Annotated in this window: 24 protein-coding genes; 16 read left to right on the top strand and 8 right to left on the bottom strand. The window is 64.0% G+C overall.

Annotation, left to right across the window (positions count from 1 at the left end; translation table 11 throughout):
* Nucleotides 1-106 precede the first annotated feature (106 nt).
* On the bottom strand, nt 107-982 hold the full coding sequence (locus tag ACMZ6R_RS04900) for an AraC family transcriptional regulator (protein WP_416109766.1): 876 nt from the start codon (nt 980-982) through the stop codon (nt 107-109).
* A 236-nt stretch (nt 983-1,218) separates the two neighbouring features.
* Between ACMZ6R_RS04900 and ACMZ6R_RS04895 the strand changes: the two genes are divergently transcribed.
* The 4 genes from ACMZ6R_RS04895 to ACMZ6R_RS04880 are packed head-to-tail and all read left to right on the top strand — an operon-like array spanning nt 1,219 to nt 2,415.
* Nucleotides 1,219-1,746, top strand: coding sequence for a DUF2975 domain-containing protein (locus ACMZ6R_RS04895; protein ID WP_416109765.1), 528 nt, complete (start codon nt 1,219-1,221; stop codon nt 1,744-1,746).
* Nucleotides 1,747-1,754: 8 nt separating this feature from the next.
* Nucleotides 1,755-1,976, top strand: coding sequence for a helix-turn-helix domain-containing protein (locus ACMZ6R_RS04890; RefSeq protein ID WP_416109764.1), 222 nt, complete (start codon nt 1,755-1,757; stop codon nt 1,974-1,976).
* 37 nt (nt 1,977-2,013) lie between these two features.
* Nucleotides 2,014-2,193: a hypothetical protein gene (locus ACMZ6R_RS04885; RefSeq protein WP_416109763.1), complete on the top strand. Its 180-nt coding sequence runs from the start codon at nt 2,014-2,016 to the stop codon at nt 2,191-2,193.
* A gap of 21 nt (nt 2,194-2,214) precedes the next feature.
* Nucleotides 2,215-2,415 (top strand): tautomerase family protein, encoded by a 201-nt coding sequence (locus ACMZ6R_RS04880; RefSeq protein WP_416109762.1) that lies wholly within the window; start codon nt 2,215-2,217, stop codon nt 2,413-2,415.
* A 132-nt stretch (nt 2,416-2,547) separates the two neighbouring features.
* Here ACMZ6R_RS04880 and ACMZ6R_RS04875 read toward each other — a convergent pair whose 3' ends face one another.
* The 3 genes from ACMZ6R_RS04875 to ACMZ6R_RS04865 are packed head-to-tail and all read right to left on the bottom strand — an operon-like array spanning nt 2,548 to nt 4,269.
* Nucleotides 2,548-2,988 (bottom strand): DMT family transporter, encoded by a 441-nt coding sequence (locus ACMZ6R_RS04875; protein WP_416109761.1) that lies wholly within the window; start codon nt 2,986-2,988, stop codon nt 2,548-2,550.
* Nucleotides 2,989-3,003: 15 nt separating this feature from the next.
* Nucleotides 3,004-3,411 (bottom strand): YccF domain-containing protein, encoded by a 408-nt coding sequence (locus ACMZ6R_RS04870; RefSeq protein WP_416109760.1) that lies wholly within the window; start codon nt 3,409-3,411, stop codon nt 3,004-3,006.
* A 15-nt stretch (nt 3,412-3,426) separates the two neighbouring features.
* Nucleotides 3,427-4,269 (bottom strand): rhodanese-like domain-containing protein, encoded by an 843-nt coding sequence (locus ACMZ6R_RS04865; protein ID WP_416109759.1) that lies wholly within the window; start codon nt 4,267-4,269, stop codon nt 3,427-3,429.
* 113 nt (nt 4,270-4,382) lie between these two features.
* Here ACMZ6R_RS04865 and ACMZ6R_RS04860 point away from each other — a divergent pair, with 113 nt between their 5' ends.
* From ACMZ6R_RS04860 to ACMZ6R_RS04820, 9 genes are all read left to right on the top strand, one after another.
* Nucleotides 4,383-4,883, top strand: a complete 501-nt coding sequence (locus tag ACMZ6R_RS04860) for a rhodanese-like domain-containing protein (RefSeq protein ID WP_416109758.1) — start codon at nt 4,383-4,385, stop codon at nt 4,881-4,883.
* Nucleotides 4,880-5,299, top strand: a complete 420-nt coding sequence (locus ACMZ6R_RS04855; RefSeq protein ID WP_416109757.1) for a MauE/DoxX family redox-associated membrane protein — start codon at nt 4,880-4,882, stop codon at nt 5,297-5,299. The genes ACMZ6R_RS04860 and ACMZ6R_RS04855 overlap by 4 nt, the downstream gene beginning before the upstream one ends.
* A 10-nt stretch (nt 5,300-5,309) precedes the next feature.
* Nucleotides 5,310-5,945: a TetR/AcrR family transcriptional regulator gene (locus tag ACMZ6R_RS04850; RefSeq protein ID WP_416109756.1), complete on the top strand. Its 636-nt coding sequence runs from the start codon at nt 5,310-5,312 to the stop codon at nt 5,943-5,945.
* A 140-nt stretch (nt 5,946-6,085) separates the two neighbouring features.
* A complete protein-coding gene (locus ACMZ6R_RS04845) occupies nt 6,086-6,850 on the top strand; it encodes an enoyl-ACP reductase (protein WP_416109755.1) in 765 nt (254 codons plus the stop codon).
* A gap of 8 nt (nt 6,851-6,858) precedes the next feature.
* Nucleotides 6,859-7,377: a DUF2867 domain-containing protein gene (locus ACMZ6R_RS04840; RefSeq protein WP_416109754.1), complete on the top strand. Its 519-nt coding sequence runs from the start codon at nt 6,859-6,861 to the stop codon at nt 7,375-7,377.
* Nucleotides 7,378-7,556: 179 nt separating this feature from the next.
* Entirely contained in the window at nt 7,557-8,204 is a 648-nt protein-coding gene (locus tag ACMZ6R_RS04835) for a TetR/AcrR family transcriptional regulator (protein ID WP_416109753.1), read from the top strand.
* Nucleotides 8,205-8,208: 4 nt separating this feature from the next.
* On the top strand, nt 8,209-9,417 hold the full coding sequence (locus ACMZ6R_RS04830) for an acyltransferase family protein (protein WP_416109752.1): 1,209 nt from the start codon (nt 8,209-8,211) through the stop codon (nt 9,415-9,417).
* 10 nt (nt 9,418-9,427) lie between these two features.
* Entirely contained in the window at nt 9,428-9,655 is a 228-nt protein-coding gene (locus tag ACMZ6R_RS04825; protein WP_416109835.1) for a response regulator, read from the top strand.
* 86 nt (nt 9,656-9,741) lie between these two features.
* Nucleotides 9,742-11,388 (top strand): alpha-keto acid decarboxylase family protein, encoded by a 1,647-nt coding sequence (locus ACMZ6R_RS04820; RefSeq protein WP_416109751.1) that lies wholly within the window; start codon nt 9,742-9,744, stop codon nt 11,386-11,388.
* Between the two features lie 199 nt (nt 11,389-11,587).
* On the opposite strand, the gene ACMZ6R_RS04815 is transcribed toward ACMZ6R_RS04820, so the two are convergent.
* Nucleotides 11,588-12,004: a secondary thiamine-phosphate synthase enzyme YjbQ gene (locus ACMZ6R_RS04815; protein ID WP_416109750.1), complete on the bottom strand. Its 417-nt coding sequence runs from the start codon at nt 12,002-12,004 to the stop codon at nt 11,588-11,590.
* 56 nt (nt 12,005-12,060) lie between these two features.
* On the opposite strand from ACMZ6R_RS04815, the gene ACMZ6R_RS04810 reads away from it, so the two are divergent.
* The gene (locus ACMZ6R_RS04810) at nt 12,061-12,681 is read left to right on the top strand and encodes a DUF6680 family protein (RefSeq protein ID WP_416109749.1); all 621 of its coding nucleotides are present in this window, start codon (nt 12,061-12,063) and stop codon (nt 12,679-12,681) included.
* Nucleotides 12,682-12,742: 61 nt separating this feature from the next.
* On the opposite strand, the gene ACMZ6R_RS04805 is transcribed toward ACMZ6R_RS04810, so the two are convergent.
* The 3 genes from ACMZ6R_RS04805 to ACMZ6R_RS04795 all read right to left on the bottom strand — a co-directional run bounded on the left by ACMZ6R_RS04805 (nt 12,743) and on the right by ACMZ6R_RS04795 (nt 17,793).
* Complete coding sequence (locus tag ACMZ6R_RS04805) at nt 12,743-14,437, bottom strand: FAD-dependent oxidoreductase (protein ID WP_416109748.1); 1,695 nt, start codon at nt 14,435-14,437, stop codon at nt 12,743-12,745.
* 250 nt (nt 14,438-14,687) lie between these two features.
* Complete coding sequence (locus ACMZ6R_RS04800; protein ID WP_416109747.1) at nt 14,688-15,830, bottom strand: glycosyltransferase family 4 protein; 1,143 nt, start codon at nt 15,828-15,830, stop codon at nt 14,688-14,690.
* Entirely contained in the window at nt 15,799-17,793 is a 1,995-nt protein-coding gene (locus ACMZ6R_RS04795; RefSeq protein WP_416109746.1) for a glycosyltransferase, read from the bottom strand. The genes ACMZ6R_RS04800 and ACMZ6R_RS04795 overlap by 32 nt, the downstream gene beginning before the upstream one ends.
* Before the next feature lie 106 nt (nt 17,794-17,899).
* On the opposite strand from ACMZ6R_RS04795, the gene ACMZ6R_RS04790 reads away from it, so the two are divergent.
* A complete protein-coding gene (locus ACMZ6R_RS04790) occupies nt 17,900-18,772 on the top strand; it encodes an ABC transporter permease (RefSeq protein ID WP_416109745.1) in 873 nt (290 codons plus the stop codon).
* Complete coding sequence (locus tag ACMZ6R_RS04785; RefSeq protein ID WP_416109744.1) at nt 18,762-20,219, top strand: ABC transporter ATP-binding protein; 1,458 nt, start codon at nt 18,762-18,764, stop codon at nt 20,217-20,219. Before ACMZ6R_RS04790 ends, ACMZ6R_RS04785 begins: the two co-directional genes overlap by 11 nt.
* The last annotated feature ends 231 nt before the right edge of the window (nt 20,220-20,450 follow it).

Raw genomic sequence — 20,450 nt, 5'->3', positions numbered from 1 at the left:
GCCAAGGGCAAGCGGTTGCTTCTATGCAATTGCGGCAGGGGAGGGCGCGAGAGGGGCTACTGCTCATTTTAAAGGGCAGTAGCCCTCTCGCATGCCTTCCCTCTTTCTATTTCATTTCCAAAGGCACGCAGATTTCCGTCAGCCACTCCTCGGGCGGCGTGGTCTTGGGATCGTTTAAGTAGAACTCCAGGCTCGGCGCGCCGGCGAACTCCCGGCCCGAGTCCGGCCCCCACACGCCGCACAGCCAGGCATAGGCCCCGGCGAGCAAGGTATATGGCCCCTTGACCACGGCCGTGGCGTAGTCGCCGTCGCCAATGACCGCAACCGGCAATTCCGGCGTGCCGGCGAAACCCTCCGGCACGGTCAGGCAGGCGTCATAGCGGATTTTGTCCGGCGGCGTGATCTGGGGATCGTCATGCCCCACTCCGATCATTTGTGTCCCCGGCCCGAAAAGGCCGCGTTTGCCGGCCTCGGCGCACAGCTTCGCCCAGGCCGCCTCGCACTGGTCATACGGTCCCACATGCCGCACACAGGCCACGCGCAGCGGCGGCAATTTCTTGATCGTTACGGTCAGTTCCATGCGCTTTCGCTCCTTGATAGGGGGTAAAAAGTCCGCCAATTCCCGGGGTCGGGCCGGGTCCCGGCGTTGTCCGCGCCACACGGAGGGTGCCATGCCGTAGGCCGTCCGAAAGGCGCGGCCAAAGGCGTCGGGCGAATCGTACCCGGCCTCCAGCGCCACCTCGGTTACGGAGCGCGCCCCGTAGGCCAGTCGGTGGGCCGCCCGGGCCAGCCGCAGGCGCCGCTGAAACGATCCCACCGTCTCGCCGGTCATGCCCGTGAAGATGCGGTGGAAATGAAAGGGCGAAAAATGGGCTGCCCGGGCGATTTCCTCCAAGGGGAGCTCGGCGTCGAGGCCCGCTTCCATGGCCCGCATGGCTGTCAACACCCGTTGCCGCCAATCCCGCCGCGTCGCTTCGCTCATGTTCCCTCCAAGCCTTCCTATGGCCTGTTTCCTGGCCATTCGCCCGACTTCCCTTGCGCTTTTCGGCGTTTCTGGAAATAGGGCGCTATGATTTATATACGGCTAAAAATTATTGTTGAACGATGATTTATTTTCGATTATCGGATAGGAATCCGGGCATTGGTCCAATCGGGGACCCCTTGCATCCGTAACCACAACAACCGCTTCCGGAGGACACGATGCAACCAAGAAACAACATGGACGGAATCAGACGGCTGGGCGGCCTGCTCGAACGCGTCTGTCTGGTCGCCGCGGTGGCCGTTATTCCGCTGACTGGCCTGTACTGGGCCGCGTTCAACAGTCTGCCGTCCACCATGACCGCCGAGGCCGTCAGGCAGGCCGCCTCTCCGGTGCTCCCGACCTGGGTGCGGGGGCTGTGTTTCCTTACGGCCCTGGTCCCTGGCACGGCGCTTATGCTTACCCTGTTGCGTCTGCGTCATCTTTTTGCCCTGTACAAGGAAGGCCGCATTTTCACCCTGGCCAATGTGGCCTGCTTCCGTTCCGTGGCCAGGGCGCTTTTGTGGTGGGCCATTGCCTCCATCATCCATACGCCGCTTTACGGGTTGGCGGTCACCGCCGCCAATCCGCCCGGGCGGCACTTGCTGACCCTCGGCATCGGCTCCACGGAGGTGGAGCTCTTTTTCATCGCCGCCCTGGCCGTCGTCATTTCGCGCGTCATGGACGAGGCCCGACGCCTGGACGAAGAACAAGCCCTGACGGTATAGGCCCGGCCATGCCGATCATCGTCAACCTCGATGTCATGCTGGCCCGTCGCAAGATGGCCTCCAAGGATCTGGCCGAGGCCGTGGGCATCACCGCCCAGAACCTTTCCATCCTCAAAACCGGAAAGGCCAAGGCCATCCGTTTCGTCACCCTGGAAGCCATCTGCCGGGCGCTCGCCTGTCAGCCGGGCGATATTCTGGAATACCGACAAGATTCCGCCGCATCGGAATAAAAGGGAATTCCATGCCAATACGGCCCGGGAACGTGAAGTGCGCGTCTTCGGCGATCCGTTGGAGCGTATCTGGAAAGACTGCGTCTTCGGCCTGTGCGGCGTGCCCGACGTGCGTCGGCGCATGTTCGAAACCGTCGTCACCAGCAGCCCCGGGACCAGACTGGAATGGCTGCGCCAGGCCGAAGCCCTCGTCCTGGAAACCTTTGCCGTCTCCTGACGTCAGCTTAAGGAGTGCCCCATGCCCTTCGTCAACATCAAGATCACTCGCGACGGAGCCACCCCGGAACAAAAAACCCGCGTCATTGAGGGTGTCACCAACCTCCTGCGCGACGAACTCGGCAAGAACCCCCAGACCACCGTGGTCATCATCGAGGAAGTCGATACCGACAATTGGGGCATCGGCGGCGAGACCATTACGGTGCGCCGCGCCCGAGGCTAGCAGGCCGGGGGTGCGGCAACAGGACACCCGCAACCGCACCGCCGTCCGCCATCTCCACCCGGTAAAAGGGGGCCGGGGGACATCAAGTCCCCCGGCGGAGGGGTCCAGGGGAGGCGGAGCCTCCCCTGGAGCTTACATCCGAATCAAATAAACCCCGGCCAAAAGCAGCACACTTCCGAGCAGCCGTTTGCCGTCGAAGGGGATGTGGGGGAAGCCGAGGAGGGCGTAGTTATCCAAGGCCATGGAGGCCCCCATCTGGCCGGCCAGGGTCAGGGCGATCATAGCGCCCGCGCCGATACGTGGGGCCAGGATGACGGTGGCGGTGACGAAGAAGGCTCCCAGCGAACCGCCGACCCAGTACCACCAGGGGGTGGCGGGCAGGGCGCGGGACACGGGCACGCTTTGGGCCATGGCGGCGAGCACCAGGCCAAGGACCAGGGTGCCGACGAGAAATGACACGAAGGCGGCGGGGATGGCGCCGTTGATGACGTCGGCGAGCTTGGCGTTGATGCCGGCCTGGACGGGCATGAGCATGCCGGCGACGATGGCCAGGATGATAAAAGCCGTTTGCATCGGGGTGCTCCGTGATCAGTATTTCTTGTCGACGACGGTCTTGCCGATGGGGGCCAGAGCCAGCGTTGCCAGCTTGAGGTGTTGCAGGGCGAAGGGGATGCCGATGATGGTCACGAAGTTGGCCACGGCGGCGAGCAGGTGTCCGATGGCCAGCCACACGCCGCACAGCACGAACCAGATGATGTTGCCGAGAAGCCCGAACGGCCCGGTGCCGATGTCTTCGCCCGAGATGTGGCGGCGATCGATGACTTCCTTGCCGAAGGGCCACAACGACAGGTTGCCGAGCACGAAACAGGCGCGGGTCCAGGGGATGCCGATGATGGTGATGGCCATGAGGATGCCGGCCAGGTACCAGCCGATGCCCATCCAGAAACCGCCGAGGATGAGCCAGAGGATGTTCATGAGGAAGTTGACGGGCTGCATGCGCGCTCCTTTGATTTAGTTGGCGGGGAGTTTGGCCAGGAGGTTGGACACGGCGCGCAGGTGGGCTTTTTCCTCCTGGGCGAGGGTCGTATAGAGGCTGGCCGATTCGGTGTCGTCGGTTTTGATGGCGAGCCGGGTGTAAAGGTCCAGGGCCTGCGCCTCCACTGACGAGGCCAGTTCCAGGGCTTCCCGGGCCGAGGCGGGCGTGCCGCCGAGCTGCTCGAGGAACGCGGCTCCGGGGAGGCCGCCTTCGAGTTCGGGGGAGGCCCCGGCAAGGAGGGCTTCCAGGGCGGTCTCGTCGCCCGTTTCCTTGCGGTAGAGGCCGTGGACGTGCTGGAGGTGACGCTGTTCGAAGCCGGCCAGGCGTTCGAAGGTGGGCTTGGTTGCGGCGTCCGCGTCTTTGGCCAGATTCGTGTAGAATCCGCCCAGGGCCGCTTCCATGCCGATGGCGGCCAGCAGGATTTCCCTGGGGGATTCGTTGCCGGTAAGAAGGGTCATGCCGGCGTCGGGCTTGCCCGTGGCGGCTGCGCCCTGCCAGGCCATGGCCCCGCCGAGCATGTTGACGATGTGGGGGAATCCCGCGCCGGAGAGGAGTTTGGCGGCGGCGGCGCTACGACCTCCGGAGCGGCAGTAGACCACCACCGGCTTGTCGCGGCGGATGTCGCCCAGACGGTCGGGCAGGTCGGGCAGGGGAAGGAGCTTCGCGCCGGGCAGGTGGAATTCCTCGTATTCCTGCTCCATGCGGACATCGAGAAGCGTCAGGTCTTCCGGACGACTCTTGGCGAGCAAATCCCGGACGTCATCGGCCGAAGTATTGACCACGCCGGCGGGGCCGGACTGGTCTGGAGCGTGGGGCATGGGGCGTCTCCGGGGTTACGGGTTGCGCTTTGGCCGGCGGGTAGGGTACGAAACTGCCAACCTTGCCCATAGCATATGCTCGTGGGCGGGAAATCTTGTCAAGGCGGGCAGGTATGACGCACGGGCGGGGGCTGACCCCTTTGTGGGCCGAATTGCTTCTGATCGGCCTTCTTGGCGGGGGGATGGCGGTGGCCATGAACATGGCCCGGGCCGAACCCGTGCCGTGGGTGATCGATTTCGCGGCGCAGGACCGGCGCGAGGCGCTGCAGCGCGGGCTTGAGACCATTGACGCCACGGGCGCCCGGATCATGCTGGGCAAGCCCGGCGTCGTCTTCATCGATGCCCGCACGCCCGGGGAATTCGCCATAAACCATGTGAGCGGGGCGAAGAACCTGCCCCAGGAAGCCATGTACGGCGACCTGGACCAGGCGGCGAGCGCCCTGGGGCTGACCCACGAGGACAGGCTCATCGTCTATTGCGGCAATATTTTTTGCGACAAGAGCAAGGAGTTGGCCGAGGCCTTGCGCACGGCCGGCTATCCCTACGTCACTGTGGTGACCGACGGGTTTGACGGCTGGCAGGTCGCTGGCGGCCCCACGGAGGGCGGCATATGAGGATTGTCGGCGCGGTGCTGCGCGTGGCGCTGGGGCTGGTTTTTCTGGCCGCCGCCTGGGACAAGATCGTCGACCCCCTGGCCTTTGCCAAGATCATCCGCAACTATCAGATCGTCCCCGACCAGCTCATTGCCGGCGTGGCCCTGGTGCTGCCCTGGATCGAGGTGGTCGTCGGCATGTGCCTCATCACCGGGTTTCTTTCCCGTGGGGCGAGCCTGTCGGCGTCCCTGATGATGGCCGTTTTCCTGGCGGCCATGGCCTGGACCTGGCACAAGGGCATCAGCACCCAGTGCGGCTGTTTCACCACCAAGGCCGACGACGCCATTTCCGCGAGGACGTTCGTGCGGGACGGGAGCATATTGGCCCTGGCCGTGCTCGTGACCGTGGAGAGTTTCGTGCGGGCCAGGCGCGTTTGAGGCAGGCCCCATGTCCGGGGTGAAGATCATTCCCATCGGCAAGCCGCTCACCGTGCGGCAGCGGCTGCTGGAATCGCTCGGCGACGTGCTGGCCAGGCAAGGCTTCGACGGGCTGACGCTTGAGGCCGTCGTCAAAGAGGTCGGGCTCACGCGGACGGTGGTTCTGCGCCATTTCCAGAACCTCGACGACATGGTGACGGCTCTTGGCCAAAGCCCGGGCTTCTGGCCGCCGGTCGCCGAACTGCAGGACGGGGTGCCGGGCAGGTTCGCGGCCATGCCGCCCCAGGCCCAGCTGGCCCATTTTTTCAAGGCCACCATCCGGGGGCTTTTGGCCCGGCCGCGCACCCTCGACATCATGGCCTGGGAACTCCTGTCCCGAAACCGCTACTCCCGGCTGCTGGAATATCCTCGGGTGCGCCGTTCCCTGGAATTTTTCGAAACCGTCACGGGCGAGGTGCCCGAATCCCTGGACCTGACCGCCGTTGTGGCCGTACTTGGCGGCGCGGCCATGTTCCTGGCCGTGCGCTCCCGGCAAAGCGGGGTGTTCGGCGGACTCAACCTGTATGACGACGGAGATCGCGACCGCGTGGACAAGGTGCTGGATCTGCTGGTGGCCGGCATCCTGCGCCAGGGCGGGGACGGTTAAGGCCGCTTCCCGAATGCTCCGGTCCTGGGTAAAAAACTCGCCAGTTTTTGAAGAAAGGCATACGTGATCGGTGAAGCCGTCCTCATGGTTCCTCTGCGCGGACCTCGAGGACGGGACACGAGTCGATCAAGGAGAATGCGATGTTGATGTCGGGAAAAAAGGTGTTGGTTTTCGGCGTGGTCAACGAACGCAGCATCGCCTACGGCATAGCCAAGGCCCTGCGCGACCAGGGCGCGACCCTGGCGCTCGGCTATGCCGCCGAGCCCATCCGCAAGCGCATCGAACCCATTGCCGCCAACCTGGGAGCGGACTTCGTCTTTCAGTGCAACGTGTCGGCGGACGAGGAGATCGCCAAAGCGGCTGCGCTCGTCCGCGAGAAATGGGGCACGGTGGACTGCATGGTCCATTCCATCGCCTACGCCAACCGCGAGGACCTGACCGGCCGGTTCATCGACACCAGTCGCGAGGGATTCCGGATCGCCCTCGACGTTTCGGCCTATTCCCTGGTGGCCCTGTGCCGCGCCTTCGAGCCGTTCTTTTCTCCGGGTGCGTCGGTCATCACCATGAGCTATTACGGCTCGGGCCGGGTCGTGGCCAATTATAACGCCATGGGCGTGGCCAAGTCCGCCCTGGAGGCCAGCGTCCGCTACCTGGCCGTGGACCTCGGAAAATCCGGCGTGCGCATAAACGCCATCAGCGCCGGCCCGGTGCGCACCATGGCCGCCTCGGCCATAAGCGGCTTCCGCTCCATCCTCGAAACCATCGAAAAGCGATCGCCGCTCGGCCGCAACATCGGCCTGGAAGACATCGGCCGCTGCGCCCTCTACCTCGCCTCGGACCTGTCCTCGGGCACCACCGGCGAGGTGGTCTTCGTGGATTCCGGCTACAACATCATGGGCGTCTAGGGCGCGGCATGAACGCACGAGATGAGGCGCTGGCCAAGCTTGTTCGCCTTGGAGCGCTGTCCGCCGCGAACGGGCGCAAGCCGGATCACGTCGACATTCACCGGGTGCGCGGCGCGGTCGGGCTGCGCCCGTTCGTGGCCGGGCTGATGGGCCGTCGTCCGGGCTGGCTGCGGCTGCTCTACCGAGTGCGGGCGGTGCTGGCCCGGCTGCTTGGCCTGCAACAGGCCAAACAGCCGCCGACCGACGTGCGAGCCGAGGATGTGCCCATGACGCCGGGTGATCGGTTGTCCGTGTTTACGGTGGTGGCGGCCGACGCGGACAGCCACTGGGTGGCCGAGGGCGCGGATAAGCACTTGCGGGCCGTGCTGGCGGTTTTGGTCACGCCGGAGCAGGACGGCCGCAACCGCTTCGATGTCGTGACCGTGGTCGAGTATCTGCATTGGACCGGACCGGTCTATTTCAACCTTATCCGACCCTTCCACCATCTCGTCGTCTGGCGGCTGGCGCGAACCGCGGCCAAGGGCTGACGTCCTTCGCGGCAGTATCCGTCGCCGGCAAGACGCTTGCCGACATGCCAAAACCTTCTTTCGAGCCGGAGCGATCCGGCTCTTTTTTTGTCCTGTCGTCCTGGAGCGGTTGACAGACCGGGTGAATGTTGAAACATATGTTCTAAACAAATGTATAAAACATCTGTATAGGGGTAAGTATGGGTAGTGACACGCCAGCCGGCGTCAAGGAACGACTCTTCTACGCGGCGGTGCGGGTCTTTGCGGCCAAAGGCTACAAGGGCGCGACGGTTCGGGACATCTGCCGCGAGGCAAAGGGGGCCAACCTCAATGCCGTGCAGTACTATTTTGGGGGCAAGGACAAGCTGTACCAAGCCGTGCTCACGGTGCTTTTCACCGAAGGGGACCGCCGTGTGCGCGAACGGCTCGCGTCCGACGACGAGGCGCTTCCCGAGGCGCGGCTGAAGCTGCTGCTGGAGGTGTTTTGCCAGGTGCTTTTTTCCCATAGCGAAATCGGGGATGCCTTTTTGCGCTTGTGGGCCATGGAACTGGCCAATCCGTCACCGTTTTTCGGCGACATGATCGAACGCCACAGCCGTCCCCAGACGCTGGCCATGCTGGACATCCTGTCCGCAATCCTCGGCCCGAAGGCATCGCTGGAAGTGCTCGTGGAATGCATGATGAGCGTGCTTGGTCCGGCCGTGTATCAGGCGCTGCTTTGGCCGACCCTGCAGCGGATGTTCCCGGAACATCCGCCCATGACGGAGCAGTGGCCCCGTCTGGCCGACCACCTGTACCGTTTTTGCATGGCCGGGCTTGCGGCCGTGCGTGAAACACTTGGAGAATGACGCCATGCGGGAACTGACGCCACAGCCTGGGAGAATCCATTTTTTGGACAATATGCGGATGTTCGCGGTCGTAAGCGTCGTGGCGCTGCACGCCGCGATCGTGTATGCGCCGGTCGTACCCTGGTGGTATGTCCTGGACGGCAACAAGAACGCCGTGTTCGATATTATTCTGGTCGCGACGGACGGCTATGTCATGCCGACGCTCTTTTTCATCGCCGGCTACTTCGCCTTGTCCTCCCTGCGGCGTCAGGGGGCCGGCGCCTTCCTGGCCGCCAAGCTCAAGCGATTGGGCCTGCCGCTGGTCGTGCTGACCCTTTGCACCTGCCCGATCATCTCCTACGTGATTTATCGCGGCCAGGGGGGCAGCGAGTCCTACTGGCGCTATTGGCTCGGCCTGTTGCCAACGGCCGTGGACTGGCAATACCGTCCCCTCCTTCCCGAGGCCATGGCGCGCGCCATATTGCCCTTTCACTTGTGGTTCCTGGGCCTGCTGCTGCTTTTTTGCGGACTCTTGGCCGTCGCCCGCCTCGTTGTTCCCGGGCGGGAGCGGGGCCGGCCTGATGCCGCCTCGGGTCCCGGATTGGGACTGTTCGCCTGGCTGGCGTTGGCCGTGGGCCTGGCCGAGGCCGTCGCCCAGGTCCTCGTTCCGGACATCGCCTGGTTCGCCTTTGGTCCGTTTCTCTTGTGGCAGCCGGCGCGGTTGCCGCTCTATCTGGGGATGTTCCTGCTTGGGTCCTATGCCTGGGATCGCGGCTGGTTCAGGGCGCACCAGGTGTACGGGAAGACATGGCTGTGGGGCGTGGCGGCGCTTTTGGCCTTCCTTTTTATGGCGGGCATTGGCGGGAGCCTGGCGACGCGGCATTCCGGGTTGCTCCTGGCGGCCTATGGTCTGGCCCGGACCTTTTTCGCCGTGGCCGTCCTCTTTTTGCTCGCCGGATTCGGGCAGCGTCGCTGGAACCGGCCGGGTGGGGTGAGCGGGAGTCTTTCCGTCGCCTCCTACGACATCTATCTGGCCCATTTCCCCCTTGTCATCGTTTTGGGATACCTGCTGGCGGGAAACGACCGGACGGCCCTGCTCAAGTTTTCGATCGTCTTTTTCGGGAGCCTTGGCGTCTGTTGGGGAGCGAGCCGGATCGTCAGGCCGTTGCGCCTGACATGGCTGGCGGCGCTGCTCGTCGGGGGCGTCGCCCTGTGCCTGATGCCGTGGCGATAACGAGCCGCGTATCAGCGGCGACGGGGCGACACGCCGCATCCGCCGCGGGGACGCGCCCGGCGTCGATCCGCTCATCCCCATCATCGCCCTGACCGCCCATGCCATGGATGGCGACAAGGATCGCTACCTGGCCTGCGGCATGAATGATTATCTCTCCAAACCGGTGGACCTCACGGCGCTTGGCCGGGCCGTGGCCAGGGCCGCCACCCTGCGCCGGGCCATCACGGAAATGGATTGACATTCCTTTCCGCCGCCCGGTCGTCTTGACTCCATGGCCTGGACGTGTTTGACCATGAAAGATGCAAACAAGCGGGAGGTTTGTCCATGGCCGCGACTGTAGTGGAACATTTGATGACGCGCCTGAAGCAGATCGGTGTGACGGACGTGTTCGGCGTTCCCGGAGATTTTTCCTTCGCCTTAAACGACGCTGTGGACAACGATCCGGACATGCGCTGGATCGGCTGCTGCAACGAACTCAATGCCGCCTATGCCGCCGACGGCTACGCCCGGGTCAAGGGGCGCTCCGCCCTGTGCACCACCTACGGCGTGGGTGAGCTTTCGGCGCTGTGCGGCGTGGCCGGCTCCTACACGGAGCATCTGCCCGTCATCCATCTGGTCGGCATGCCGACCGTATCCACCCAAAAGGCCCGACGTATCGTGCACCACACGCTCGGCACCGGCAATTTCGAGGCTTACGCCGACATGACCAAGCCGGTGGTGGCCGCAAGCGCTATTTTGACCCCGGAAAACGCGGCCTGCCAGATCGAGCGCTGCCTGGAAGCGGCCGTGGCCCGCAACCGGCCCGTCTACATGGCCCTGCCCCAGGACTATGCCGACAAGGAACTGGCCGGGGAACTCGTCTGCGCCCCCGAGGCCCCGCAGAGCGATCCCGGGACCTTGGCCGCGGCCATCGACGCCATCGCCGAAATGATCGGCGCGGCGCAATCGGCCGTGGTCCTGGCCGGCTACCTCATCGCCCGGCTCGGTCTGCGCCAGGTGGCCAAGGGGCTTTTGACCCGCACCGGGCTGCCTTTCGCCACCATGTTCATGGACAAGACCGCCCTGGACGAGACCCTGCCCGGCTACATCGGTCTCTACGACGGCCGGATCATGAACCCCCAGGTGCGCGATTTCGTCGAGGGCTGCGACTGCGTGCTCAATATCGGCGCGCTATGGAGCGATTTCAACACCGGGGCCTTTACCGCCAAGATTGACCCCGCGCGCATGATCGCGATCATGCAGCACGAGGTGCGGGTGGGGCACGCCACCTTCCTCGATGTGGAGATGCGCGACGTGCTGGAAGGACTGGCCAAGGTCCTGCCGGCCAAACCGGCGAAAGTGAAAAATCCGACCGGCCTCGGCGCGCCCAAGGGCGCGCCGGACGACCCCATCTGTCCGGACTACCTGTACCCGCGCTTCGAGAAGTTCCTGCGCGAAGGCGACATCGTCATGGCCGAGACCGGCACCATCTCCATGGGGCTGGGGTTTGCCAAGATGCCGACCGGGGCGGAATTTTTCAACCAAACCCTGTGGGGCTCCATAGGCTGGGCCACGCCGGCCGCCTTTGGCGCGGCCATGGCCGCGCCGGACCGCCGCACGCTTCTTTTTACCGGCGAGGGCTCGCATCAGATGACGGCCCAGGAAATCGGCCAATTCGGCCGCTATGACCTGAAGCCCCTTATCTTCTGCCTCAATAACGACGGGTACCTGATCGAACGGCTGCTCTGCAAGGACCCCAAGAGTTCCTACAACGACCTTGCGCCCTGGAATTACACCCAGCTTCCCGCCGCCTTCGGCATGGCCGACTGGTACTGCGCCAAGGCTTCGACCAATGCCGAGTTGGAAGCGGTTATGGCCAAGGCCGAGACCTGCGGCACCGGAGCCTATATCGAGGTGGTCATGGACCAGATGGCGGCCTCGCCCCTGGCCAAAAAGCTCGGGGAATCCATCCAGACGCTGTACAGCAAGTAGGGGAAGAGCGGAGGCAGCGAAGAAAGTGCGAGAGGGGAAACCCTTTAAAAAGGGTTCTCCCCTCTCGCGCTCTCCCTTTCCTAAATTACTTAACGGGAGAAATGTAGTACGACTAGTCGCAATTATTATGGATGAAGGAAGCATCTCATAAGACGATGTGTTCCCCTAATACGTTTCGCAATGGTCAGGATGCTGGGCGCTATTCGCCGATGATCTTGACCAACACCCGCTTTCTGCGCCGGCCGTCGAATTCCCCGTAAAAGATGCGTTCCCAAGTGCCAAAGTCTAGTCGGCCTTCGGTGATGGCCATTACCACCTCGCGGCCCATGATCTGCCGCTTCATGTGCGCGTCGGCATTGTCCTCGCCGACGTTGTGGCGATAGCCGGAGACGGGTTCGTGGGGAGCGAGCTTTTCCAGCCATACCTCGTAGTCGTGGTGCAGGCCTGATTCGTCGTCGTTGATGAAGACCGAGGCGGTTATGTGCATGGCGTTGACCAGACACAGCCCTTCACGCACGCCGGATTCGGCCAGACAGGCTTCCACGTCGCGGGTGATGTTGACAAATCCCCGGCGGGAAGGGACGTTGAACCAGAGTTCCTTGCGATAGCTTTTCATTCACGACTCCAGGGCGTATAATTGAATTTGTTAGTTCAAAGCTTGCTGAGGGTGTTATGAATTTTGATTATTCAACTTTCGCTATCGTTTTTGCAACTTTTTGTGGCCCTATTGCGGCGGTTCAGGCTCAAAAATGGCTTGAAAGAAAACGAGAGTCAAGAGAACGTAAACTTTGGATTTTTCGTAATCTCATGATGACCAGGGCTACACCGATTTCCCCTGCACACGTGGAGGCGATTAATTTAATACCAATAGAGTTTTATAGTAAGAAGACTGCTTCTGGGACATTGCTTGACAAATGGAGGAAGTATATTTCTCATCTCGATAGTAAAGTCGAAGGGGATGCATGGCACGAAAACCGTAGACACCTTTTTACTGAACTTCTTCAGAAGGTGTCAGAGGAATTGGGGTATGACTTTACTTATGATGAGCTAAAGAGGTGCTATTATCCTGTTGGGAAGGCGAATGTAGAAAATGACAACAATAGAATACGAGAAGGTCTTGTCAGCCTTTTAGAAGGAAAGATTAATTTGCCATTGTCTGTGAAGGATATTCCTGTCGATGGTCGAGTTTTAAAGGAACAAGATAGTATTAGGAAATTAATAACAAGGTGGTTGAGTGGAGATATTTCTGTTGGTGTTGAAATAAAAAGTGATAAAGAGGTGGAGAATAAATAATTTATTTTAATGCGGCTTCGGATGTTGAGAGAAATATCCGAAGCCGCATTTTCTACGCTTACTATTTCTCCAGCTTGAACGGCCAGGCTACAAGGCCGCCTTCCATGACGGTCACGTTGTCGTAGCCGTTGGCCGCAAGCACCCGCTGGGCCTCGTAGCCGCGCATGGACACCTTGCAGTAGGCGACGATGGGCCCGTGTTTGTCCGCCGGCAGCTCGCCAAGGCGCTTGCGCAGCTGGTCGAGCGGCACCAGCTTCTCACCGAGTCCGAGGCGCATCTCGTCGAATTCCTTTTGGCCGCGCACGTCGAGGAGAAACGGCTTGTTGCCGTTGTCGAGCCAGGACTTGACGACGGTGCTCGGTTCGCCGCGCATAAGCCCGCGCATCTTGTTTTGCAGCACATGGGCCGTGGCGATGGAATGGTCGATGGCCAGCGAGAAGGGCGGGGCGTAGGGCAGGTCGGCCATGGCCACGTCGTCCACGGTCAGGCCGCCGAGGATGGCCATGGCCATTTCCGCCGCCTGCCGGTTGACGTTGCCGAGGCCCACGCAGGCAAACCCGAGGATGCGGCCGCTCTTGGCGTCGGCGATGAGCTTGGACACCACCGGCTTGGCGCCCATGAACCCGGGCTTGTCCGGGCTGGCGTTTATGGCCGTGACCACGTCGAAGCCGGCTTCCCGGGCCTTGCGCTCGGAAAGCCCCGAGGAGGCGGCGGCGAAATCGAACACCTTGCAGATGCCGCTGCCGATGGTGCCGGGGAAGGTGGCCGTATCGCCAAGGACCGCGTTTTCGCCGGCCACGCGGCCTTCCAGGTTGGCCAGGTCGCCGAAGGGGGCGAGCATGGGCGCGTTCGTGATCCGGTTTTTAATCTCCACGCAGTCGCCGGCGGCGTAGATGTCCGGATCGGACGTGCGCATGTATTCGTCGGTAACGATGCCGCCCGTGGGTCCGAGGGCCAGTCCGGCGTCCTTGGCCAGCGCCGTGTTGGGGGCCACGCCGATGGCCATGACCACAAGCCCGCAGGGGAGTTCCCGGCCGTCGGCCAGGGTCACGCCGGACACCTTGCCGTCCTGGCCGTTGATGGCCGAGATCCCGACGCCGGTGAGGATCTTCGCGCCCTTGGACGTGGCGTGCTTTTGCACGAGAAGCGCCAACTCGGGGTCGAGAAAGCTCAAGATCTGGGGCAGGGCCTCGACCACGGTCACGTCCATGCCGGCCTCGATGAGGGCCTCGCAGGTCTCGATGCCGATGAGCCCGCCGCCGACGATGACGGCCTTGCCGCCTTTGCTGCTCGCGCCCAGGGCGCGCAGCCCGTCGGCGTCCTCGAGGCTCGCCAGCGTGGTCACGCCGTCGAGTTCGCGTCCCGGGATGAGCGGTACCTTGGGCCGGGAGCCGGTGCACACGATCAGCTTGTCGTAGGGCAGATGGCCCGTTTCACCGGAATCCACACGTTTCCAGGCAACGGTCTTGGCCTTGCGGTCGATGGCCGTGACCTTGGTCGACACCTTGGCCGTAATGCCCTTGGCTCCGGCGAAAAAGGCCGGGTCGCGCACCACCCCGGCCGGAGTGGCGAGCAGCATGTCGCGGCCCTTGACCTCGCCGGCCACATAGTAGGGATAACCGCAGGAGGCCATGGACAATTCCGGGGCTTTTTGCAGCAGGGTGACTTCCGCTCCCTCGTTTAACCTCTTGGCCCGGGAAGCGGCTTTGGGGCCGGCGGCGGTGCCGCCGATGACGACTATCCGTTCAATACTCATGAAGAAATGCTCCTTGTTGGTTCGCGTCGTATGGTTCGGCCGCGTCCGCGGCCTGGGGCGCTCGCTCTCAATTTTAATACAGTTCATACCGTAAACTAAAATAGAGCGCAAGTCTTCTGTCGGAAAGAAAGAAAGGTCGCGGGAAGGGGGGAGGCGTGAAGGGCGACGGCTCTTTGAGCCAAGGCAATACGATCGTTTTTCTGAAAAAGTGATTCGAAGAGGCGGCGTTCGATGGCGCCGGGACGCGGCATTATCGCCGGCCGATATGGGCCGCCGCTTCCAGGGCGTCGAGGGTGAGGCGGGCCGTGCGCTCCCAGGTGTAGCCGGCCTCGTTGGCAAGCCCTTTTCGGATGAGCGCTTCCCGAAGCGTTTCGTCGGTGGCGATGCGCACGAGCGCCTCGGCCCAGGCCGCGACATCGGTCGCATCGACCAGGAGCGCGCCGTCCCCGGCCACTTCGGGCAGGGACGTGGCCCGGGCGCAGATAACCGGCGTGCGGCTGGCCTGGGCCTCCAGTACCGGCAGGCCGAATCCCTCGAAAAGGGAGGGAAAGGCGAGCGCTCTTGCGCTTTGGTAGAGCAGCGGCATTGCCGCCGGGGCCACATGGCCAAGGCGTTTCACCCGGCCGGCGAGGCCGAGGCGCGCCACGCTGGCCGCGAAATCCTCGCTCCAGGCGTAGCCGCCGGTGACGGCCAGGTCGCAGGGGAGGCGGTCGCCGGCGGCGGCAAAGGCGGCTAAAAGCGTGTCCAGGTTTTTTCGCGGCGAGATGTTGCCGGCGTAGAGGATGAAATCGCGCGCGAGGTCATGTTCGCGGCGAAAGGCGGCGATGGTCTCCGGCGACGCCGGACAGCGAAAGGCCGGATCGCAGGCCAGCGGGGTGACGCTGATCCGTTCGGGACGGGCGCTGGTCAGGCGCAGCACGTCGGCCCGTGTGTGCTCGGAGATGGCCACGAGCCTCTCGGCCCGTCTGGCGCTGTAGCGGATGGCCCGGCGCATGTAGAGGGTGTCGGCGCGCTTGTACATGCGCAGCGTGGGATGGAAATAACCGAGGTCGAGCATGGCCGTCACCGCCGGGCAGGGGATGTTCGGCGGCATGTTGGACGATGGGAAAAAGGCCACGTCCGCCCCGCTTCCACGCAGGGCCAGGGGCAGGGCCAGCCAGTCGAAGGCCAGCCGGTTTCGTACCGGCAGCACCACCTCCGTGGCCGCGGGAAAGGTGCCCAGGTGGCTTTTATGCGGATAATAGAGGATGAGTTCATGCCCGCCGAGGGTGAGAAGTGCCCGCACGAGGCCGAGCAGGTATTCCTTGGGGCCGCCGGAGGGGTAGTCCAGGCTGCGGGCGCTTATGGCGATGCGCATAACCTTAGCCGGCCAGCCCGTGTTTTTTGCGGGCATAGGCCCGCATGGGCTCCAGGCGGGCGTTGATCTGGGTCGGAAGCCGGCGGCCGCCAAGGACCGCGCCGAGCTGGGCCAGGACCGATTCCAGCCGGATTTCCAGGGTCACGAGCTTGATGGCCAGTTCGTGAAGCGCCCCGTTGCCGTGGCGGTGCTGGCAGGCGTGGAGATCCCGGCGGAACACGTCGCGCCAGGTGGCGGTCTTGGCCGAAGGATGCAACCGGAAGGAAGCAATCACACGCGGGATGCGCACGATTTTCCCCTGCCGGCTGATCCGCTCGAACAGGTCGTAGTCCATGCAGTAGGTGAAGCGCCTGTCCATGCCGCTGGCGGCAAGGTAGGCCTCGCGCCGGAAAAAGGTGGACTGCTGGGGCACGGCCATGGTGTGGCGCATCTGCCGGGCCGAGGGGACGAGCACCATGTCGATCATCACGGGCTTGCCGTCCGGGTCGGTGAGCACCGTGTCCCCGGTGACCATGACCGCCTCGGGATGGTGGGCAAAGGCTTCGGCCACGGCGGCAAGCGCGCCGTCGTCCCAGAGGATGTCGTCGGAATTGAGCCAGCCCATGACCTCGCCCGTGGCCATGGCGAAGCCTTCGGCCAGGGCGGCCGTCTGGCCGGCGTCCGGGGCGCTGCGCCAGTAGGCGAGTTTCCCCTCCCACTGCCGCAGGATCTCCGGCGTTTCGTCCGTGGAGCCGCCGTCGAGCACGATATGCTCCACGGCGACGCCCTGTTGCCCGGCCACGCTGGCAAGCGTTTCCGGAAGAAATGCGGCTTGGTTGAACGACGGCGTGACGATGCTGACCTTGGGCAGGTGAAGCGGTGCCTTGCCCGAGGCTTCGTGCAGGGCGTCGTACACGTGCCCGGCGCAGGCCTCCCAGGAAAAGTCCGCGGCCCGGTCGAGGCCGAGCGCGATCTGCCGAGCGCGCAAGCCGGCGTCGTCCCGCAAGCGGGTCAGGATGTCGGCCAGGGCCGCATCCTCGTCGGGAGGGAAGGGCAGGCCGGCGATTCCGGCGGCTTCGGGCAGCGAGGCCGCGTCGGCATAGGCCACGGGAATGCCGCTGGCCATGGCCTCCAGAATGGGCAGGCCGAAGCCCTCGTAGCGCGAGGGGAAGACGAAGGCCGCCGCCGCCCGGTAGGCAAGCCCCACATCCGTGTCGGAAAGGTAGCCCAGACAGGTGAGCCAGTCCGTGCCCGCCGCCTCCGGGGCGAGCCTGGCCAGGGCCGCCGGGTCGCCATGCCCCACCAGGGCCAGGCGCAGGGGGCTTTCGGGCGAGGCGGCATTGAAACGCGCCATGGCCCGCAGCGCCACGCCGAGATTTTTGTGGGCCATGAGGTTGCCCACGCAAAGAACATACTCCCCCGTGAGTCCATGCGCGGCCCGAAACGCGGCCACGGCCGGCGCATCCTCGGGACAAAGCGGCCGGAACCGGTCATGGTCCACGGCGCAAAGATCCGTCGGCCGCACCCGACAGGCCATCGGCCCGTAGACCCGCACCAGCTCCCGCCGGGTGAAGGCCGAAAGCGTCAGGGGAATGGTCAGGCGGGAAAGGCTCGCTTTCTGGCGGGCGGCGAAAACGGCCCGGATGTGCCAGGGCAGGGTGTGGGGCAGGCGCTTGTAGAGCACGTCATTGACGACGCCGACGCTGCGCCCCCGAAAGAGCAAGGGAAGCAGCCCATCCGGGGCGTAGTGCACGTCCGCCCGGGCGGTCCGGATCTGCCAGGTCATGCCGGTCTGCTGCCAGGCATAAAGCGAGGGCACGTTGACCGTGCCTGCCCGCGCGCCTCCGGCGGCGACGACATCCAGGGCGGTTCGGTTGACGAGGGGCTTGCCCGAGACCAGAATCAACTCGTCGCGGCTGGCCGCCAAGTGCGCCAGATGTGGCAAAATGGATTCCAGGCAGCGGCCGATGCCGGTGCGCTGGGGATGGGAAAGGGAACTGGCGTCTATGGTGATGCGCATGAATCGTGTTCCAGGGAATGAAGGCCGCGAGACGACCGTATCGACGGATGCGTTGACATGCGTCAATTCCATCGAATATGCAACCGGCTCCATGCAGGCGTCTCGAATGATTATGGTCGTGCGGCGGCCCCGTGCCGGATCGTTTTGGTCCGGCCTTTTGGCCGGCCTTTCGCCGGCGGGCTTTGTGCGGCATTTCTGGCGACGGCGCGAGGTGCTTGCCACCTTTGCCCGCATCGAATTTCTGTCGCGCTACCACGGCGCCCAGCTCGGATTTTTATGGGGCTTGGTTTCCCCCCTGGCCACCCTGGCCGTTTATACCTTCGTTTTTTCGGTCGTGTTCAAGGCTCGCTGGGCCGGCGGCGCGGGCCATGACGGGGGCATCACCGGCTATGCCTTGATTCTTTTCACGGGCTTGGCGATTTTCGAGGTCTTTGCCGGCAGCGTCAACCGCACGCCAAGGCTGCTCACGGAAAACGTCAATTTCATCAAAAAGGTGCTCTTCCCCCTGGAAATCCTGCCGGTCGGCATCCTGTGCGCCGCCATCCTCGAATCCTTTATCAGCCTGGGGCTGGTGGCCCTTGGCGTGCTCATCACCACCGGTTCGCTTTCCTGGACCATCGTTTTCGCGCCCCTGGCCTACATTCCGCTGACCATGTTCACCCTCGGCATCTGCTGGCTCCTGGCCCCGGTCGGCGTTTTTCTCAAGGACCTCGGCAACATGGTGGCCGTGGCCGTGCAGCTCTACTTTTTCGCCACGCCCATCCTTTATCCGCTTTCCGCCGTGCCCGAACCCTACCGCCACCTGCTGGCGCTTAATCCCCTGCACCCCGTGGTCGACCACCTGCGCCGCACCATCATCTGGGGACAGATGCCCGATTGGACGGCGCTTGCCCTGGTCACGCTCGCCAGCGCCCTGGTCATGCTGGCCGGATACGCCTTTTTCATGAGCGTCAAGAGGCTTTTTGCCGATGCCGTCTGACGTATCCCCCGTCATCGACGCCCGGGGCGTCTCCAAGATGTACGAACTCTACGACCGGCCCCAGGACCGGTTGCGCCAGCTCCTCCGGCCCGGCGGCAAGCCGCTTTACCGTGAACACTGGGCGCTGCGCGACATCTCCTTTACGGTCATGCCCGGCGAGGCCTTCGGCATCATCGGCAAAAACGGGGCCGGCAAATCCACCTTGCTGCAAATCCTGGCCGGCGTCCTCGAGCCCACCTCCGGCGAGGTGGTCCTGCCCGAACGCACCACCGCGCTTTTGGAGCTCGGCTCCGGGTTCAAGCCGGAATTTACCGGCCGCCAGAACGTCTACGTCAACGCCGCCGTGCTCGGCATCCCGCGCGGCGTGGTCGGGGAGCGCATGGAGGAAGTCGCGGCCTTTGCCGACATCGGCCCCCATTTCGACCAGCCGGTCAAGACCTATTCCAGCGGCATGTTCCTGCGCCTTGCTTTCGCCGTGACCACGAGCCTCCAGCCGGAAGTGCTCATCATCGACGAGGCTCTGGCCGTGGGCGACGTCTTTTTCCGCCAGAAATGCTACCAGCGCCTGGAAGGGCTGCTTTCGCGCGGCACGGTGGTGGTGCTCGTGTCCCACGCCATGAACGACGTGGCCCAGTTCTGCCACCGGGCACTTTTGATCGAACGCGGCCGGGCCGCGTTTCTCGGCGACGCGGCCGCGGCGGTCAAACGCTACATGGTCGGTGACGGCGGCGGCGCTGCCCCCCGTTCCTTTGGCGAAAATACGCCCTTGTCCCCGGAACTTCCCGCCGAGGAGGACGCCGACGGTTTCTGGCCGGAGCCCGACGCCTTCCTTGACCTCGCAAGCGTCGCCGCCGCCAGCAACGACTGGGCCGCCTGCACCCACGTGGCCGTCTGCGACGCCTCGGGCCATGCCTGCCGCAGCTTCGAGCAGGGCGAGACCGTCTCTATTTTTTGCCGCTACGTCGTCGCCCATGACCTGGAAGTGGCCGTGGCCGGCGTGGAACTCATCAACGACAAGCGCGTCATCGTGTTCGGCAAGAACACCCTGCAATTCGACTGCGAACACCCGACCGCCACCCCGGCCGGGGCGAGCCTGCGCGTGCGCTTCGACATCAATCTGGACCTGGCTCCGGGCGAATATACCTTCAACCTCGGTTTTTCGGCCCTGAGCCTCGCGGACTTCAACCGCCGCTCGAACCTTTCCCACCAGGAATTGGAGAGCCGCACCACCGTCATCTCCATCCTGACCAAGGCCGGGGATCTCATGGTCACCTTCCGCAGCCGCGACACCACGCCCGTGCAGCTCACCCATCACGGCGTGGCCAACCTGCCCGGCCAGGCGGCCATGCGGCTGTATGGCGATGGCGGGGAAGGCCGCCGGGGCGCTGCCCCGGACCCCGGCAGGGGAGGCTCTGCCTCCCCTGCACCCCTTCGCCGGGGGACTTGATGTCCCCCGGACCCCCTTTTCCCGGGGTGGGGTAGGATGCCGGGTTTTGGGGGAACGGCGGGGGCATCGACGTTTGTGGCCGCAATCGGCCCGGCGGCACGAGGGGCTTGGGGCCCCTCGACGCCGGACGCGATTGCGGCGACAAGGTGCGCCAGCGGCGAAGCGCCGCATGGAAAGAAAAGAATAGCGTTGCCCTCATACTTTTAAGAGTTTTTGGGGAGGGTGGGGGTC

The organism is Solidesulfovibrio sp. C21, assembly GCF_047785625.1.
Lineage (GTDB): Bacteria > Desulfobacterota > Desulfovibrionia > Desulfovibrionales > Desulfovibrionaceae > Solidesulfovibrio.
Note: the sequence above shows the minus strand (reverse complement) of the source record. Positions and strands in the feature narration are given on the sequence as shown.